We start from the raw sequence: 16089 nt of genomic DNA on the forward strand, positions 1-16089 counted from the left end.
ATAATCAAAAAGTATGGCAGAAGCGTGTTTTTAAAGGCACATTTGTGTGGTATTATCGGGGTGAAAACATAATCTTGCCATATTTTTGCAGTATGATTTCCCCGAGGAGGGAGTACGATGGTAAAGCTATTGATTGCGGATGATAATAAACAAATAACATCCATCCTGAAGGAGTATTCAGAAAAGGATGGCTACGAGGCGGTCGTCGCCTATGATGGCGAACAGGCGCTGCAGGAATTCGGGAAAGACAAATTCGATTTGATTTTGCTGGATGTGATGATGCCGAAAAAGGATGGCTTCGAAGTGTGCAGGGAAATCCGGAAAGTTTCCTCGATTCCCATCATCATGGTGACCGCCAGAGGGGAAGATTTTGAACGGATCATGGGCTTGGATATCGGAGCGGACGACTACATCGTCAAGCCTTTTTCGCCGGGTGAAGTGATGGCGCGCATTCGGGCAATCCTACGGCGGTTGGATCAGACATCGGACAACAAGGATCACCATAAACTCTACGTCCATGAAAACCTGGAAATCCGTCTCGATGAGTTCATCGTGAAGGTCGCTGGGCATCAGGTCCATCTCACGAAAAAAGAGATCGAGCTGCTTTGGATTTTGGCGACGAACAAGAACAAGGTGTTCAGCCGTGACAACTTACTGGATAGCGTCTGGGGCTACGACTATTTCGGCGATAATCGGACGGTCGACTCGCACATCAAACGGCTGCGGGCAAAAGTCGATCAAATTCCCCATCCGTCGTGGGACATCAAAACCGTTTGGGGCATCGGCTATAAGTTTGAGGTGAATCCGGATGAAGTATAAGATTACCCGCAAGCTGGTCCTCTATTTCACATCCGTCATCCTGCTGTTTTCCGTGGTTGTCGGAGGGGCCTTCCTGTTGCTGTTCACCCGGCATACCGAAGAGATTTATCGGGCGGATATGCAGGAACGGGCTGAGGCGATCGCGGCCGGCGTAGCCGATTATCTGGAAGACGGGAGTCCCGCTTTAGATTCGGCTGCGCCCACTGCGAATGGTAATGCTACCGGCAAGCAAATCGAAAATAGTAGCCTGCTCGTACAAAGTGGTGCCACGGGTACGACCGGGCGCAAAAATGTGAACGGATACAACGCCTATATCACGGCCATTCAGGATATCGCGATGGGCGAGGTGTGGATTGTCGATCAATCCGCGGAGACGATCAGTGTCGGGACCGGCAAAAAAGAGATCATCTATGGGGAACTACCAGGCGCTGCACTGGCGCTTGTCGATGAGGTGTTCGAAGGGGACGTCGCCTTCAGCGAAGGCTTCAGCCCGTTATTGGAGGATACCTCCATCACGGTCGGTGCGCCGGTGCTCTCCGCAGAAGGGGAGGTTATCGCTGCGGTCCTTTTGCACGACTATATCGCAAACATGCAGGCTGCCGTGCGGTCGGGATTTTCGACTTTGGGAATCAGCTTGGCTTTGGCTTTGATCGCCGCGGTCGGGATAGCGGTCCTGTTGGCGAAACGGTTCATCCAGCCGCTGAAGAGGATGGAAGAAACGACACAGCAGTTGGCGGATAACCATTACGAAACCCATACGGGGATCATCCAAAATGATGAAATGGGTTCGCTTGCCGCCAACATCGATATTCTGGCGGACAAGTTGGCTGAGGCTGCGCAAGAAAGCGCCAAGTTGGATAAGATGCGCAAGGATTTCATCACGAGCATTTCCCATGAATTGCGCACGCCGGTCACGGTCATCCGCGGCTCGCTGGAGGCCTTGAACGATCATGTCGTCGAGGATCCCGCCAAAATCGATGAATACTACCAACAGATGTTGACCGAAAGCATCCATCTGGAGCGGATGATCAACGATCTGCTGGAGCTGTCGCGGCTGCAGAACCCGGACTATCAAATGGAGATGAGTTCCTTGAATTTTGTGGATGTCGTGGAGAATGCCATCCGTTCCGTGCGCTATATCGCCAGGGAAAAGGGGATTACGCTGACTTTCTCGAAAGAGCCGTTGGCGTTCATGCTGATGGGGGATTATACCCGGCTGCGGCAGATGCTGCTTGCCGTGATGGAAAATGCCGTCAAATTTTCAGCCGAAAAGAGCGAAATCCGGATCACGTTGACTGGCGCAGGTGAGGGCTGCCGATTGGCTATCACTGACAACGGGCCAGGAATCCCGGAAAAGGATCAACCGTACATCTTCGAAAAGTTCTTCAAATCAAACGAAGAAAGCAACAAGCAAGGCACAGGTCTGGGTTTGGCCGTCGCCAAGCAGATAGCCGATCGCCACGGCATCGTTTTGTCGGTCGAAAGCACACCGGGAAAAGGCTCTACCTTTCTTTTTGATCTGAACCAATAAAAAATCAGCTGCAGTGTTTAACGCTCTGCAGCTGATTTTTTTGTTTGTTTTCTAGTATATGTTCTATGAGTCCAGTAGTGTTTGTGGCAAGATAAACGTACATACTTGCCACAAACAGAAAGAGAGTATTATGATTATGAGCTACTATTCGGCCAATGCGCAAATGAATTTGATATATAAAATCAATTTATGGGTAATACTTGCCGTTTTTACTCAGGTTAGAATTCAGGTAACATAGTATACTAATTTCAAGTTGAAAAAGTATGAATCATTCAGGATTACAATCCGATGTTTTTTTGATTTATTAGTACACCACAATTTTTTCTATATTAAACTCATGGAGGCGATTTTAGATTATGTTCAAGAAAAATATATTATTAGGGGTGCTCTCTCTCTCATTGCTTACTTCAAACACTATAGTTCCCTTGTCTGTAATGGCTGCTGCGGCAGAAATAGAACCTTCCCGCTCGTTAGTAACAAATAGCACTTCGATTTTAGAAAAAATAAATAGTAATTATACGCCCACAAGTACTTTGGAAAAAGATTTGAATACTGTAGAAGAGAATTATATTATTTCTTCTGAGGATTTAGCAGCTCTAAATGCTCAATTGTTTCCAACTCAACCAGGCAAATTCTCCACGATGTATGTTGGAGGAGATTACCCCAAAAGCACAGTCAGAGTATTATCGGGAAAGGTAAACCTCTCAACAGTTTCAGCTTTAGCTGCATTTCTCGTTACTAAAGGTAATTTGAAGTATGCTGCTGCCATAGAAGTTGCTAACATTGTATTTGGTACAAACCTCCCCTCTGTTTATTACACTGTAAACCAAACAACTTGGAGGACGAACGGTATAACTTATGTTGAAGTGAAGACCACAGTCTGGAAATACAGCAACTTTACTGGATATATTGGTCAGGGGATATCTTTAAAAACCTATTCAGATAACGGAATGGATTGATAATATTGAAAAGAAAATTTAATCGCTTCTATGGGCTTATATTTATAAGCTTAATTCTTTGTGAGTATGCTGATACACCTTGCATCCGCTGGGTACAATACCTTTTAGGAGCAGTATTTTTAGGATTACTGATTTTGGAAATATTCTATACAAAGAAAAGAGAAAATAGGATTAAAATAGATTCCATCATCATTCTCGCTATTTTTTTAATCTTAGCTTTTGTTTTTGGAATCAAGTAACTCAACTTTACTACATTTGAACGAAATAAGGTTTACCTCTCGCGAGTGCGGTTATTTCTCAATGCGCTTGGTCAACCAACAAATCCGGGAAGGGCAAAAATTTGTGATGCGGATGGATCACCAGAACTTAAAGCATTATTCCAGCCAGCTTTCTGTCGGGAAGGACATGCCCATAAAAAGCTTGTTTTTAAATATTTTAAATTTACTGGGAGGGTGTTGAGAATGATGAAAAAAACAATGGTAGCAACAGTATCTTTCCTTTCAAGTATTCTGGTGTTAAGTGGGTGTGGGTCTTCTACCTCCTCCACTATGAGCATTGTGCAATCCATCGAGAGCGCGGCGGAGAAGAATGCGGAACTGGATAATGCCCGCTTTGAGATACTTTTCTCTACAAAAGGTGGTCCGGAACAAATCAATCAAACTTCAGAAGGATCCTTCTTGAAAAAAACGGATTCTGATTATGATTGGTATCAAAAAACTTCTTTTGGAGGAGAAAATACTACAGAAGTAACGCAGATTAATGGAAAGCAATACCAGAAAATCCGTTTGACTGGGCAAGAGGAAGCGCCATGGGTAGAGACTTCTTCAACTTGGTTCCCTTTACAAGACCTTCTAGATCCGCTATTTGAGAACGACTTAGTTGAATTCGAAATAACAGAGAGCCAAGTAGAGGAACAGGAAGAAGGTACGTCATATAAGCTCATTCTGAGCGACACCTATGCCGACAGACTAAAAGCGAGAAATGTGGAAGAAATCCAGCGAAGCATAGGCGAATTGAAGCAGGAAAATGAAGAGGTAACGGTTATCCAGGAGCTGGAAACACAGCTGCAGGAGATAAAGAATACTGATTATCAGGATCTAACCATTACCTATGAAATCAATGATGAGGATTTTCTGACGGTTGTCCACTCCGAATCTACCGTGGTACCGTCAACCGGCGAAGCATATACCTTTGTCACCCGTTTTTCTCTGACAGAATATAATCTGAGCGACACGGACAACCTCTTACCTCAAATCACGGAGTAAGGAAGGGAACGCCTAAACATACCAAACGAACAGATCCGCTTGAGACTGCTTTTTTTATTTTTCTAAGATATTATCAATGAAGTATAACCGTAAACCCGCATTTCAGCTCTTTTAGAAAAAAATCAAACAAAAAAGAAGTGTCCAGAAATGAACCATTTTCTGGATACTTCTTTTCCTTTTCCAACGGATAGCATTATTGTAGACGAACATTAATAATGCCCAATTCAATCGCTTTAATTACTGATTCAACAACAGTATTCGTTTGTAGCTTCTCACTCACAGAATACATATGATTTCGAACGGTCCTTTCCGAAATTCCCAGCTCAGATGCAACCGCGGTTTGTTTAACTCCTTGAGAGATCAGTTGTAAAATTTCTTTTTCTCTGTCTGTTAAAAGGATACGCCCTTTAGCCTTAAATTCAGGAAAAATTTTCTTGTTTTCAAATTGAATGATTTTCAGATTATCCACTAAATCATCTGCTTCGATGTGTTTATCAAAAAAACCATGAGCACCAATCTTAAAAGCTCTCTCCTTATATTCTATCAGGCTAAAGCCTGACAAAAAAACCAGTTTTACCGGGTATTTTTGTAGTATTTGGCTCCCGATTTCTAGTCCGTTGTGTTCGCCCATGTGAATATCCATTAAGATGATGGATGGCATGTAGGAATCTACAACTTCGAGGGCTTTCTTTGGATCAGATAGGTAAAAAAAATCTGATATTTCAGAATAACTTTTGAGCGATATCTCCAGACTTCTTCCGATTAAGTGATGATCGTCAATTAATAGTATTCTCATAAGGCTTCACCTTTTTCAAAAGGAATGTTTATTTCTATGATGGTTCCAGAGTTAACTGTTTCCATTGGAGAAATCTCAAAAGATCCATTTAACCACTTTAAATCATTTTTTATAGAAAGAAGTCCGATATGTTCTTTCCCCTTAAATAAATTTTTTTCAATTTTAAAGTAATCATGTATTCCTTTTCCATTATCTTCAATGACTATTGATAGAATATTTTTTTTGTTGAGTATTTTGGTTATTCCATAAGTAGCTTGTGAGTGTTTCCCAATATTTTCGTTGAGCTCTTTAATGACTCTATATACAGGAGCTACTAAGTGTTTGGGTAGTTCCCCATTTAACTGATAAATTAATAAATACTCAATTTCAGGATACTTGTGATTGAAATCTTCTATTAGAATTTGAATGTTTTCCTCAAAACTTAAATAATATAATGTAGATGGCGAAATATTAAAAACTTCATCTCGTATAGATCGAATTAATTTTGAAAACTCTATGCGTACTAAGGATTCTATTTCATCATCTCCATGAAGATTTGAGACAAGGGTATGTAATCCGATAACGGACTGTAGGACGCTATCGTGCAAGTAATGCGTATATTTTGTTTTTTCTTTTTCAAGATTATTGAATAGTTTTGCTTGTAGTAATTCGGTTGTTCCTAGTGATGAATCAATATATTTTTGCTGGTTAGTATGCATTTTCCTGATAGTCGTAATAATCCCTTCGTATTGATGAAGGATATCTTCTATATGATCTAAATCAACCGAATAGTCTGTTTTTTCTATAAAGACAAATAACTTTTCGTGAAATCTTGAAACGGATAAATAATGGTAAGTGTTTCCACGTATAGTTACTTCTTGCTTTGAAGAGAGCGACGAAAAGAGTTCTTTTTTTATTGCTCGAGAAATTCTGTTTCCGGACTGACAGAGTACAAATCTTTGATTGTTCGATTGCATCATAACTAATATTGTCGAACTGTTTGTTTCACCTTTCAATCGATTCAGCAGTAAATTGGACACGCTATTCATAAAATTAGAGTACGTAACCTGATTCAGGAGTTCTATTTTTTCATTATTCAACTCTTCAATATTTTTTTCGGCTCTCATTTTTTTAAAGTGCTGAATAAATTGAATCAAAAAGTGAGAGAGATAACAAAAGAAATAAAAAAGCAGCGTGACTATCAGTTTGTTTTGCAAAGAAACTTCCAACCAACTGATGATTATAAAAAAACAAAAGCTTAAAATATTGATTGCCATATTCAAAATAAGGTTATCCGGTAACGAAATCGTCTTCATGTAACTCAAGATACAGGCAATGCACGTCGGAAATACCAAAACTAGTAAAGCTGTCCTCGGATCGCCCAATACGCCAGACGAAAAGACCGCTGGCAAAGAATAACTAACGATGAATGGAATAAAGGCCAACAGAACAGAAAAACTTAAAAATTTAAAACTTAATGAACTAAAGAACAGTTTACGTTCCTTATATATAGTTATATAGCTTGTAGTGGTTGAAATAGATAACAGTAACAGCAAGGTGAATTCCGGATAAATTTTGAGAATAAAAGAAAAAAAAGAATAAATTGAACTACCTGTTAAAATTAACATACTTATTTTAAATAGTTTTCTATTTTCTGATTGAATAAATGAATATAGAAATAAATAAAGCGAAACTGGGCAAAGACACAAAAGCAATAACCCAGTAAAATTAAGCCAAGGGACGTTAGAGTAAATAAACAAGAACATCAAAGCCATAATCGTAGTTAAATTATAAAACCTGGATGAGGAAGGATAGTCGGGTATATTTAAATAAATAAAACTGCCTAACGAAAAAATATAGGCGCCAATAAAGAGATAAATAAAATCCGTTTGTTCCATTGCGGTTAGGTAATAAAATATATAGGTCAGTATAATAAGCCAAGGCATTGTAACGCTAGCTATTTTCATTATTTTCAAATCCATGTTACTCCTTTAAATAGCTCTTTAATAAGGTAAAAACTTCTACAGAAATGTTAGAATTATTCTTTAGAATTTGAAAAGCTTCTTCAAAGTAAAGCGAGGCAGCTCTTAAACAATATTCAACCGCACCGCATTCTTCCATATAAAAGGCTAAGAAAGCTAGAGAATCCTCATCAGTTATTCGATGCTCAATAATAGTGAGAAACCTTTTATCGGTGTTTATGCGTGCGTATTCAAGGGCCTTTGTAAAGGGAAGCGTTTCCTTGAATAAAACCAAATCCGACTTGCTCGTGTCCATGCAGTCTAGCGCATCGTTTTGCAGTTGAAAAGCAGTAGAGAGATTTTGTGCGCAGTCTTTCCAAATAAGTTCATTATCAGGACAAGCAAGGTAGAAGACCAGTTGAACTAAAGGAGTAGATTTCTGCAGCATCTTAGAAAAATAAACTTCTGCAGAGGAATCTTCTGAAAGTGTTGAATAAAAATCGAAACGCTCTCCGTTTACTGATTCTGTAAGAAAAAATAATATCTTAGAGGTATCAAGATAGTTTTTGGTGAGTTCACAAAGCTCTCCTATACTTATAAAAAGCAGAGACATAGCATTAATGAGCAACTCATTTTTTGGCAAAGCAATCACACTGTCCCCGTCTAAAATATCATCAAGGTAATCACACAAAATAAAAAGAATATCCAGTCTGACCGCAATCTGATTCTTTGTTGGAAGGGACTGTGGTTTATTTTGATCCAAAGAAAGAAACAAATAAACTTTCCCTAACGACAATCTGTCCGTACTTTTTTTTGACAACTCCATTTGCACGAGATCCACAAAGGAAGAGGGGAAATTCTTCTTAAATTCTGATAAGTAGGAAGTTAAAGCTACACCATATTCCTCTTCAATTTTATAAGGTCCCATATTCTTGTATATCAATTTTTCGAACCCAGTTATTTTCACCATTCAACGAGAAGGATACATTTCCATTTTTCCCGATGTCAAACAATGGGTTCTTTCTCTTTAACAGTATCTCCTCCTCAATTTTTTTCAACTTCTCTTCGATTACTTTATCCATACAGCCGCTCCTTTTTTTCATTTTACGTTCAGTATGTAGTCTTCCAATAAATATTCTATCTTTTCAAAGATGAGTATGTCCATGAATACATAGGGGGTTGCCGGTTTTACTCATACCTCTCGATACAGGAATCATTTAAACTGACTTTAGGAACATGGGCTTTCTGAAGTCTTGTTAATGTCAATTTGAAACGGAGATATTGGTTTATGTAAATGTTATATCACCATTATTTTCCTATGAAGATAAAGCCGAGAAAAATGCTGGTTGCTGCTTAACAAACTAAAAGCGTTAAGGAGGAGGCTCACTGCACTTTTTTGAGCCTTCAGCTGTTATTATAGCACTTTTTTTACAGAATAATGCGTGAGTATCTCAATAAAATTATATATTAAGAATGGACTCCGACTCCCGGGATAAAATCCAACAACAAATCAAGAAAGGAAGGCACTTATATGAAAATTTCAGAGGTAATGCTTTTTTTCGCATTGCTAGCTACTTTTTTTCTGATTTATTTGGACTTTCAAGTTAATAGACTTGATTATCGATTAATATTAGTATGCATTTGTTTGATAGTCATGCTGATCATCAATCGAAATAGTATCACTACAAGTTTAATGGCTCTGACGATGATTGTTTTACTGTCCAGGCTGCAGTTTAACTTAATCGCATTTATGGTACTTACGATATTCTTTGGAACATACTTCTTTTTAAAAAATGAAAGCTAATCCATGCGGCGGACCTTGAAATCAGTAATGGTAACTGTCATCAACCAAATATCAAAATATATCAATGAAAAGGTGTGTATCTAAAAATGAAAACAAAAGACAAACCGCATTATCTTAAAAAGGCTAAAAATTGGAATATGGTGTTATTAGTTTTAAAAGCTCTGGGGCTGCTTACGTCAATTGTAGGGCTACGGGGAATTTTAAATCCTGACAAAGCACTCTACACAGAAGCTGTTTACGGATCTTCAGCCACGCAATTATATGAACAAGCAAATAGTATCGGAACAAAAGCTTATGCCGTTATCGGCGTCATCTTCTCGATTGCAATCCTGATCATGCTCATATCTGCACATAAAAAGCTGAAAGAAGGCGTCGCGAGCACAAAAACGCCTTACTACCTCCATTTATTTTGGATCGTAACCGGGATCATCTATTCCTTGCTGTTCACTCCCAAAATAGAAATTCAAGGATTTACCGAATTTGCCAGCATGATCTCGATCGTAAGTATTGGTCTACAAGCGCTTGTTTCCCTACCAGCGATTTTGTCCATAATCTACCTGTTTAAAGCCGAAACAGAGGCGTAAGGAATGAAGAGAGACAAGGCAAAGGAAGAACAAACGAATAAAAAAGGATTTAAAATGAAACCACTGTCCAAAAAGAAACGCATAATCTTTAGTGCCGTATGGGGAGTGATCGCCATTTTAGCGATCAGTGCGGCATTTTTTTTCAAACAAAAACAGCAGCAGGAACCTGCAGTGGCCTCCTATGAGTCGGTAACGATAGAAAAAGCCGATGATTTAATTTTTAATGGATCCGTTGCGGCTCAAAACGTAGAGGAATTCTATTATGATCAGACAAAGGGCGAGGTTTCCGACATTTTAGTAACAAATAATCAAGAAATCAGTGCAGACACGGTGGTTTTGGTCTATCAAAACGAAACCGTACAAGATCAAATAACGGAACAGCAACAAACGCTCGATAAACTAACTTTAGCAGTGAATAATGCACAAGAAAATCTGGACAATACGTATATAAAAAAACAAACTATTCAAAATAGTTTGAATGAAGCATTAAGTACATTCAATAATGCAGATGCCGATTCAATGGAAGGTCAAGCCATTCGCCAAGAAGAACAACCTAAAATGGATCAGTATAAAGAAGCTATCTCTTCCCAGGAAGAAGTCATCTCACAAGCGCAGCAGGCACTAGATTCCGCAAACTTGGATTTATCCACTGCCACTCAAAATATCGAACTTGCCAAGAATAAAATTACAACAAATGTTGCAGCAACAACTGACGGAACCGCCATTGTGGAACCAAAAGGGAAAACAAATGCGAGTGTTCCCGTTATTAAAATTTTAGGCAAAGACACAATCATAAAAGCATTAGTTTCCGAGTATGATTACAGACACTTAGCAACAGATCAAGCTGTGGAAATCCAATTGCTGAACAGTAATAAAAAAATCGCAGGTACGATCACAGAAGTCAGTATATTGCCGGAATCTACGGCTACTGAGGGGACTGCAACTGCACAATCTAATGTGGCAAATTATTCCTTCAAAGTAAAACCATCAGAAAATTTACAATATGGGTATAGTTGCCAAATTTATGTACCCGTTAATGAACTGCGTATACCCGAAAAGGCAATCCTGAACGAAGAGGATAAGCAGTATGTTTTTGTCTATTCCAAAGGAACTGTCAAAAAACAGCCAATCCTGTCAGAAAATAGAGACGGTGTTTTTGTTGTCACAGAGGGATTAAAAGAAAAGGATCGAATTATTTCCAATCCGTCCCAAGATTTAAAAGACGGCCAAGAAGTGATGGTGAATTAGATGATCAGTTTGGTTAATGTGAATAAATACTATAAGAACGATGAAGAAAGCCTGCATGTCCTAAAAAATATTAATCTGGCGATTGCTCCAGGTGAAATGATTGCCATTATGGGTCCATCGGGATCGGGCAAATCAACCTTAATTAATTTACTGGGATTCATCGATAAACAATTCGAAGGGCAATACTTATTTGAGGGAAAGACGTTATTGACTTCTTCCGATGAAACCCTCTCAAAAATCCGGAATCAAACTGTGGGCTTTGTGTTTCAAAATTTCAGCTTGATCGAGAATAATACTGTTTTTGAAAACGTTGAATTACCCTTGCTTTACAATGGCTATAAATTTCACCAAACAAAAGAAAAGGTAATGGCTGTTTTGAAGAAAGTGGGTCTTTCCGATAAGGCGGATAAACACCTGAAACAGTTATCAGGCGGCCAACAGCAGCGCGTGGCAATTGCCAGAGCGTTAATTAACCAACCTAAATTCCTCATCGCAGACGAACCGACGGGGGCATTGGATTCGCATACTTCTGAGGAGATTATGAAGTTATTTGTGGATTTGAATACCCAAGATCAGGTTACGATTATTCTCGTTACACATAACCCTGATATGGTCCCGTATTGTTCAAGATTAATAAGTATTCGCGATGGTGAGATTATTGAAGATAAGGCGTTACGCCCATGAACATATATGTTAATTGGCGAACCGCTACTAAAGCAATCTTAAAAAACAGAAAACGAAGCCTGTTAACCATATTTGGCATTGTGATTGGGATTGCCTCCGTCATCACTATTTTATCAATCGGCCGCGGATTTGAGAAAGAAACGTTAAGGAATTTAACCAATGGTGAATCGGATGAAGTGAACATACAAGTAAATTATGCCCCAAGTAACGATAGTCTGAGCTACAGCAGTTTGGATTATTTCACTGATGTGGACATTGCAACCGTAAAGCAAGTTGCGGGAGTGAAATCCGCAAATTACCCTGACCCAGATTATTCGAACATTTATAAAGGCATTTACATCAAAGGCAAAAAACAGAATAAACAAGTTTCTTTAATAAATGATCTAGGTAAGGATCCCATTGTCGGACGTCAGCTAACATCGTATGAAAACGAAACGCTGGATAAAGTAGCTATGATAGATTCCGTTACCGCAAAAGAGATGTATGGAAGTGCTGAAAACGCAATGGATCGTGGTATTGAATTAGATGGCCATTTATTCAAAATAATCGGGATTTATCAAGGCTCGGAGTCAGAAAGTATGTTTTCTATGCCAGAAAGCAACATTCAAATTCCCAAAAAAACATATTTGCACTATTTCAATGACACGGCTGAAAAATCTTCCTTAACAGTGACATTAGAAAAGGGAGCCACGCCTAGTTCCGTGACGACGGATGTGATTGAACAACTCGAGGAAAAGGGTGCAATGAAAGCTTTTGGTGAGTATCAAGTATTCGATACCGCCTTATTAACTGACGGGATCAGTAAAATCCTCCGCACGATCACAGTATTTATTTCAGCTGTTGCCGGAATATCACTATTTATTGCAGGTGTAGGGGTAATGAATATGATGTACATTTCTGTCTCGGAAAGGACAAAAGAGATTGGGATTCGACGTGCGCTGGGAGCGACCCAAAATTCCATTCGGATGCAATTTCTTTTGGAGGGCGTCACACTGACCTTGTTTGGAGGGATTGTGGGCTATATTGTAGGCATCAGTTTGGCTTACATAATTGGATCCATCATTGACATTCCAATTTCAATTGAATTTTCAACTGTGTTTTTAGCCATAAGTGTATCGACTGGTATAGGGTTAATTTTCTCTGTCATGCCTGCTTCAGCAGCTGCTAAAAAAGACCTGATCGAAACATTAAGATAATCCAAGAGGTGCCATTTTAGGTGACACTGAATATTTGGAGGTATGACGTATGAAAAAATCACTTTATACAATCGTTAATTTTATATTTGGAATAGTGTTCATTTCAGTAGTTTTTATTTTTTTCTTAGATTTCTCTGAAAACGTAAGTAAGAATACTTATGTTTTAGGAGGAATATTATTGATGTTGGGAATAGTGTTTAATTGGTATATGTTTATTAGGATAGTCAAAAAAAGAGGGTAGACACATGGAGAATAGACGAAAAAAATTAGGGTTATTAGTAAGTCTATGCTGTGCTTTATTTATAATATTTTTATCATTTTTCTTAAATAAATAGAGTGACTACTTTACAAACGGAAGCTGATTTTATGTTATTTATTCAAGTCTGCACCTGTGAAGGCCCATTGCATGTGGTCATAGACATGCCCGCTCAATATCCGCTCGGAAACTGTCCGGAAGCCGACTTTTTCGTAAAGTTTTTTTGCCTGCAGATTGTCCTTTTCGCAATTCAGGCCGATGACGGTTTCACCCGCAACTGAGGCGAGTGCCGGCAGTGCTTGCAGCAATTGGTAAGCGACACCTTTTCCACGAGCTGACTGCTTCGTCACAATGGAATCCAAATACCATTCTCCGGCAAATGTTTCGCTGTCGGGGAAAAGTCTGGGCGCCGTGACGTGCATTTCCTCAAAAGCGGTCCGGAGTGCGGCATCGATGATGGGTTCGGAAGCTCCCGGATAGCCAAAGCAACAGCCGAGGATTTCGCCGTTTTCTTCATAGACAAGGCCATTACGGTAACTGAACCGGTAGACGTCCGCCTGCATGGCTCGAACTATCGCGGCTTTCAGGACATCCGGTTCCAACAGATCGAGCAGCGGCAATTCCATATCAACGAAAATTTCGTGAATCAGGTCGTAGAGTTCCGGACAGTCCTCTTTTCGGGCTTTGCGTATCATCGTGCATCGTTCCTTCCGTTTTTTTTTAATTCCAGTATACCATTAGTTGCGAAGGCGCATCAGTTACTGTTCACTGCATTTCTGCTGTGGTAAACTGGTTGATAGAAGAAAATGTCTCGTTCGAATGGAGGGATCGGTTTGGCGAAGATGAAGTACAGCGGGAGTGGGAAGGCAATGAAACGGATCGTCGTCATCGGATGCAGCGGATCGGGAAAGTCCACTTTTTCGCGCAAGCTTCAGCAAGTGACCGGCAATCCGTTGCATCATCTCGATAAACTGTATTGGCTTCCCGGCTGGGAATTGCGCTCTGATGTGGAACAGGACCGGATCCAAAAAGAACGGATCAAAGAGGACAGCTGGATAATCGACGGCAATTATCAACGTAGTCTGCCGATCCGGCTGGAGCGCGCCGATACGGTCTTCTTTTTCGACTACCCCAGAAGGTTGTGCCTTTACCGCGCGTTGAAGCGAATTGTTTCGAATCGCAAGCGCACCCGTCCCGATATGGGGGAAGGCTGCCCGGAGCGCTTCGACTGGGAATTCATGAAATTCATTTGGAACTTCAACAAAAACAACCGGCCGGGCTTGATTGCTTTACTGGATCAGGCGCCGGCCGGCATCGAAATTCAACATTTTCGCAGACCGCGCGAAGCAAGAGACTATTTGCGGGCGTTGGAGGAACAAAAAGAAGAAGAAGTCGCTTAAAACAGCGGCTTCTTCTTCTTTTTGTATTATTGGTTTCCTTGACGACGGTATTGTGAAGGCGTGCAGTTCGACAATTCGCGGAATGTTTTCGAGAAGTGTGACGGTGACTGGAAGCCGACCAAGTGTGCAATATCGGCGATTGCGATATTGGTGTTGCGCAACATTTTTTGCGCTTCATCGATACGGATGTGGATCAAGTAGTCGATCGGCGACATGCCGACTTCCTGCTTGAAGATACGGATCAAGTAGAATTTGTTGATGTGGACCAGATCCACCAAGTCATCCAAAGTGATGTTCTTGTGGTAGTTCACTTTCATGTAATTCTTGACCGTTTGGATTTCTTTGTGGTTCTTCTTGTTCAGCGAGTTGCGGATTGAGAATTCTTCCAGACGCAACAAGTGGATCAGGATAATCTCGACGAAGCGTTTGCTGACCTCTTCGTAGCCTTGGTTGCGTGTGCTCATTTCATCCAGCAATAAATTCAGGAAGGTTGCGGTTTCTTTTTCACCGTCGTTGTGGCGGTAATAAGAGAAATCGCTTTCTGCATCCCCGATTTTTGAGAACTCAAGTCCGTGGATACCGACTTCGATGATCTCTGCTGCTTTATCTCCTGTCAGGTCCCAATAGTACTCTACATTTGGATTCAATAAAATCAATTGATCTTTTGAAAGCTTTTCCGTCGTTTCTTTCATTATTAAAGAAACATCCCCAGATGTAACATAGAAAAGTTTAACATAAGGGAATTTTTGGTAGTTAGTAGGTTGGGCGGCTGTGATTGTATTCTTTTCAGCGAGTACAATCTTCAAGGAGAGGTTTTTTATGTTGGACATGGTATACATATTTATCCTCCTAACGTAATCTATCTGATAGCAACGGTTCGACAATTTGAAAATTAATTGACTCAAATTCCATATCATCCGAACGAGCCAATAACAATAATAATATACTATTTTTTTGGTTTGTCTAGTATATTTTATAAAAATATCAAAATTTAATCCTTGTCATAAAAAGGCTAGTTTGTAATATGTATGTAATTTAATCTGACATGTACAAACTAGCTGCTAAAAATGATAAGTTTATTGCACAAATTATGTTGCCGTTAACGAAACCAATTTATTGATGCGACAGAGGTGGCAAATATTTTTCCATCAAAGGGCATGAATTGTGGTATCGGCTTCGCTTCTCCCGATCGCGGCCGATTGCAATAAAAGTTTCCGGCTGAAGTGATCACTATCCATTTTTGGTGTGCAATTTAACAGCCCCTTTAACATGGATTATCGGTCCCAAGATTGCTAAAAGACTTTCGGATCATAATAGACAGAAACTCTGTTTTTGTTTATTAAAAGTCTTTTAAAAAACAAAATAGCTATAGTTGTTTGCACTTAAAAGCTTGTTTATGGGTACTTTTGGTGTGAGAAATTTTTTGATAAAAGCAATATAACTGATGTAAAGATATTTATTTTATTGGATGCTGGTATTTCTGCTCATCAAAAAGTGAGGGGCGGGAGAGAACAGGAAGGGATGCTTTTCGGAAAATCCTTATAGGTTGGGATTCCTCAGGCGCTGTGCTATATTTGTACGCGAATGCGACAAACGTCATTTCATGT

15 protein-coding genes are annotated in these 16089 nt (G+C 39.8%); 9 read left to right on the top strand and 6 right to left on the bottom strand.

The annotated features are described in order from the left end of the window. The first annotated feature begins 117 nt into the window (after nucleotides 1-117). From ACKPBX_RS08385 to ACKPBX_RS08400, 4 genes are all read left to right on the top strand, one after another. Nucleotides 118-819: a response regulator transcription factor gene (locus tag ACKPBX_RS08385; RefSeq protein ID WP_068561260.1), complete on the top strand. Its 702-nt coding sequence runs from the start codon at nucleotides 118-120 to the stop codon at nucleotides 817-819. Further along, on the top strand, nucleotides 809-2350 hold the full coding sequence (locus tag ACKPBX_RS08390; RefSeq protein WP_319995100.1) for a sensor histidine kinase: 1542 nt from the start codon (nucleotides 809-811) through the stop codon (nucleotides 2348-2350). The genes ACKPBX_RS08385 and ACKPBX_RS08390 overlap by 11 nt, the downstream gene beginning before the upstream one ends. Nucleotides 2351-2706: 356 nt before the next feature. After that, nucleotides 2707-3309: a hypothetical protein gene (locus tag ACKPBX_RS08395; RefSeq protein WP_319995101.1), complete on the top strand. Its 603-nt coding sequence runs from the start codon at nucleotides 2707-2709 to the stop codon at nucleotides 3307-3309. Nucleotides 3310-3770: 461 nt separating this feature from the next. Continuing rightward, nucleotides 3771-4574 carry a hypothetical protein gene (locus tag ACKPBX_RS08400; RefSeq protein WP_319995102.1) on the top strand — a complete coding sequence of 268 codons (804 nt, stop codon included), beginning with the start codon at nucleotides 3771-3773 and terminating at the stop codon, nucleotides 4572-4574. Nucleotides 4575-4767: 193 nt separating this feature from the next. Here ACKPBX_RS08400 and ACKPBX_RS08405 read toward each other — a convergent pair whose 3' ends face one another. From ACKPBX_RS08405 to ACKPBX_RS08420, 4 genes are read right to left on the bottom strand one after another with little or no spacing between them, the layout of a single operon-like run. Continuing rightward, a complete protein-coding gene (locus tag ACKPBX_RS08405; RefSeq protein ID WP_319995103.1) occupies nucleotides 4768-5370 on the bottom strand; it encodes a response regulator transcription factor in 603 nt (200 codons plus the stop codon). Beyond that, entirely contained in the window at nucleotides 5367-7325 is a 1959-nt protein-coding gene (locus tag ACKPBX_RS08410) for a sensor histidine kinase (protein WP_319995104.1), read from the bottom strand. The genes ACKPBX_RS08405 and ACKPBX_RS08410 overlap by 4 nt, the downstream gene beginning before the upstream one ends. Before the next feature lie 7 nt (nucleotides 7326-7332). Continuing rightward, complete coding sequence (locus ACKPBX_RS08415; RefSeq protein ID WP_319995105.1) at nucleotides 7333-8238, bottom strand: polyprenyl synthetase family protein; 906 nt, start codon at nucleotides 8236-8238, stop codon at nucleotides 7333-7335. Then, nucleotides 8225-8392, bottom strand: coding sequence for a hypothetical protein (locus ACKPBX_RS08420; protein ID WP_319995106.1), 168 nt, complete (start codon nucleotides 8390-8392; stop codon nucleotides 8225-8227). The genes ACKPBX_RS08415 and ACKPBX_RS08420 overlap by 14 nt, the downstream gene beginning before the upstream one ends. A gap of 808 nt (nucleotides 8393-9200) precedes the next feature. Between ACKPBX_RS08420 and ACKPBX_RS08425 the strand changes: the two genes are divergently transcribed. Genes ACKPBX_RS08425 through ACKPBX_RS08440 form a run of 4 tightly spaced genes read left to right on the top strand, consistent with a single transcriptional unit; the run spans nucleotide 9201 to nucleotide 12826 of the window. After that, entirely contained in the window at nucleotides 9201-9698 is a 498-nt protein-coding gene (locus ACKPBX_RS08425; RefSeq protein WP_319995107.1) for a hypothetical protein, read from the top strand. A gap of 3 nt (nucleotides 9699-9701) precedes the next feature. Next, a complete protein-coding gene (locus ACKPBX_RS08430) occupies nucleotides 9702-10946 on the top strand; it encodes an efflux RND transporter periplasmic adaptor subunit (RefSeq protein ID WP_319995108.1) in 1245 nt (414 codons plus the stop codon). Further along, nucleotides 10947-11630, top strand: coding sequence for an ABC transporter ATP-binding protein (locus ACKPBX_RS08435; protein ID WP_319995109.1), 684 nt, complete (start codon nucleotides 10947-10949; stop codon nucleotides 11628-11630). Then, nucleotides 11627-12826, top strand: a complete 1200-nt coding sequence (locus ACKPBX_RS08440) for an ABC transporter permease (RefSeq protein WP_319995110.1) — start codon at nucleotides 11627-11629, stop codon at nucleotides 12824-12826. The genes ACKPBX_RS08435 and ACKPBX_RS08440 overlap by 4 nt, the downstream gene beginning before the upstream one ends. A 369-nt stretch (nucleotides 12827-13195) precedes the next feature. Here ACKPBX_RS08440 and ACKPBX_RS08445 read toward each other — a convergent pair whose 3' ends face one another. Next, nucleotides 13196-13777 carry a GNAT family N-acetyltransferase gene (locus tag ACKPBX_RS08445; protein WP_319995111.1) on the bottom strand — a complete coding sequence of 194 codons (582 nt, stop codon included), beginning with the start codon at nucleotides 13775-13777 and terminating at the stop codon, nucleotides 13196-13198. Between the two features lie 138 nt (nucleotides 13778-13915). Between ACKPBX_RS08445 and ACKPBX_RS08450 the strand changes: the two genes are divergently transcribed. After that, on the top strand, nucleotides 13916-14482 hold the full coding sequence (locus ACKPBX_RS08450) for a P-loop NTPase family protein (protein ID WP_319995112.1): 567 nt from the start codon (nucleotides 13916-13918) through the stop codon (nucleotides 14480-14482). A 26-nt stretch (nucleotides 14483-14508) separates the two neighbouring features. Here ACKPBX_RS08450 and ACKPBX_RS08455 read toward each other — a convergent pair whose 3' ends face one another. Beyond that, a complete protein-coding gene (locus ACKPBX_RS08455; RefSeq protein WP_159072203.1) occupies nucleotides 14509-15321 on the bottom strand; it encodes an AraC family transcriptional regulator in 813 nt (270 codons plus the stop codon). Nucleotides 15322-16089 lie beyond the last annotated feature (768 nt).

It is taken from the genome of Trichococcus shcherbakoviae (assembly GCF_963666195.1).
GTDB classification, from domain to species: domain Bacteria; phylum Bacillota; class Bacilli; order Lactobacillales; family Aerococcaceae; genus Trichococcus; species Trichococcus shcherbakoviae.

What these genes read in the sequence shown, in the direction of transcription:
- ACKPBX_RS08385 (WP_068561260.1), top strand. Translation starts at nt 118, where the DNA reads ATGGTAAAGCTATTGATTGCGGATGATAATAAACAAATAACATCCATC.
- ACKPBX_RS08390 (WP_319995100.1), top strand. Translation starts at nt 809, where the DNA reads ATGAAGTATAAGATTACCCGCAAGCTGGTCCTCTATTTCACATCCGTC.
- ACKPBX_RS08395 (WP_319995101.1), top strand. Translation starts at nt 2,707, where the DNA reads ATGTTCAAGAAAAATATATTATTAGGGGTGCTCTCTCTCTCATTGCTT.
- ACKPBX_RS08400 (WP_319995102.1), top strand. Translation starts at nt 3,771, where the DNA reads ATGATGAAAAAAACAATGGTAGCAACAGTATCTTTCCTTTCAAGTATT.
- ACKPBX_RS08405 (WP_319995103.1), bottom strand. Translation starts at nt 5,370, where the DNA reads ATGAGAATACTATTAATTGACGATCATCACTTAATCGGAAGAAGTCTG.
- ACKPBX_RS08415 (WP_319995105.1), bottom strand. Translation starts at nt 8,238, where the DNA reads ATGGGACCTTATAAAATTGAAGAGGAATATGGTGTAGCTTTAACTTCC.
- ACKPBX_RS08420 (WP_319995106.1), bottom strand. Translation starts at nt 8,392, where the DNA reads ATGGATAAAGTAATCGAAGAGAAGTTGAAAAAAATTGAGGAGGAGATA.
- ACKPBX_RS08425 (WP_319995107.1), top strand. Translation starts at nt 9,201, where the DNA reads ATGAAAACAAAAGACAAACCGCATTATCTTAAAAAGGCTAAAAATTGG.
- ACKPBX_RS08430 (WP_319995108.1), top strand. Translation starts at nt 9,702, where the DNA reads ATGAAGAGAGACAAGGCAAAGGAAGAACAAACGAATAAAAAAGGATTT.
- ACKPBX_RS08435 (WP_319995109.1), top strand. Translation starts at nt 10,947, where the DNA reads ATGATCAGTTTGGTTAATGTGAATAAATACTATAAGAACGATGAAGAA.
- ACKPBX_RS08440 (WP_319995110.1), top strand. Translation starts at nt 11,627, where the DNA reads ATGAACATATATGTTAATTGGCGAACCGCTACTAAAGCAATCTTAAAA.
- ACKPBX_RS08445 (WP_319995111.1), bottom strand. Translation starts at nt 13,777, where the DNA reads ATGATACGCAAAGCCCGAAAAGAGGACTGTCCGGAACTCTACGACCTG.
- ACKPBX_RS08455 (WP_159072203.1), bottom strand. Translation starts at nt 15,321, where the DNA reads ATGTATACCATGTCCAACATAAAAAACCTCTCCTTGAAGATTGTACTC.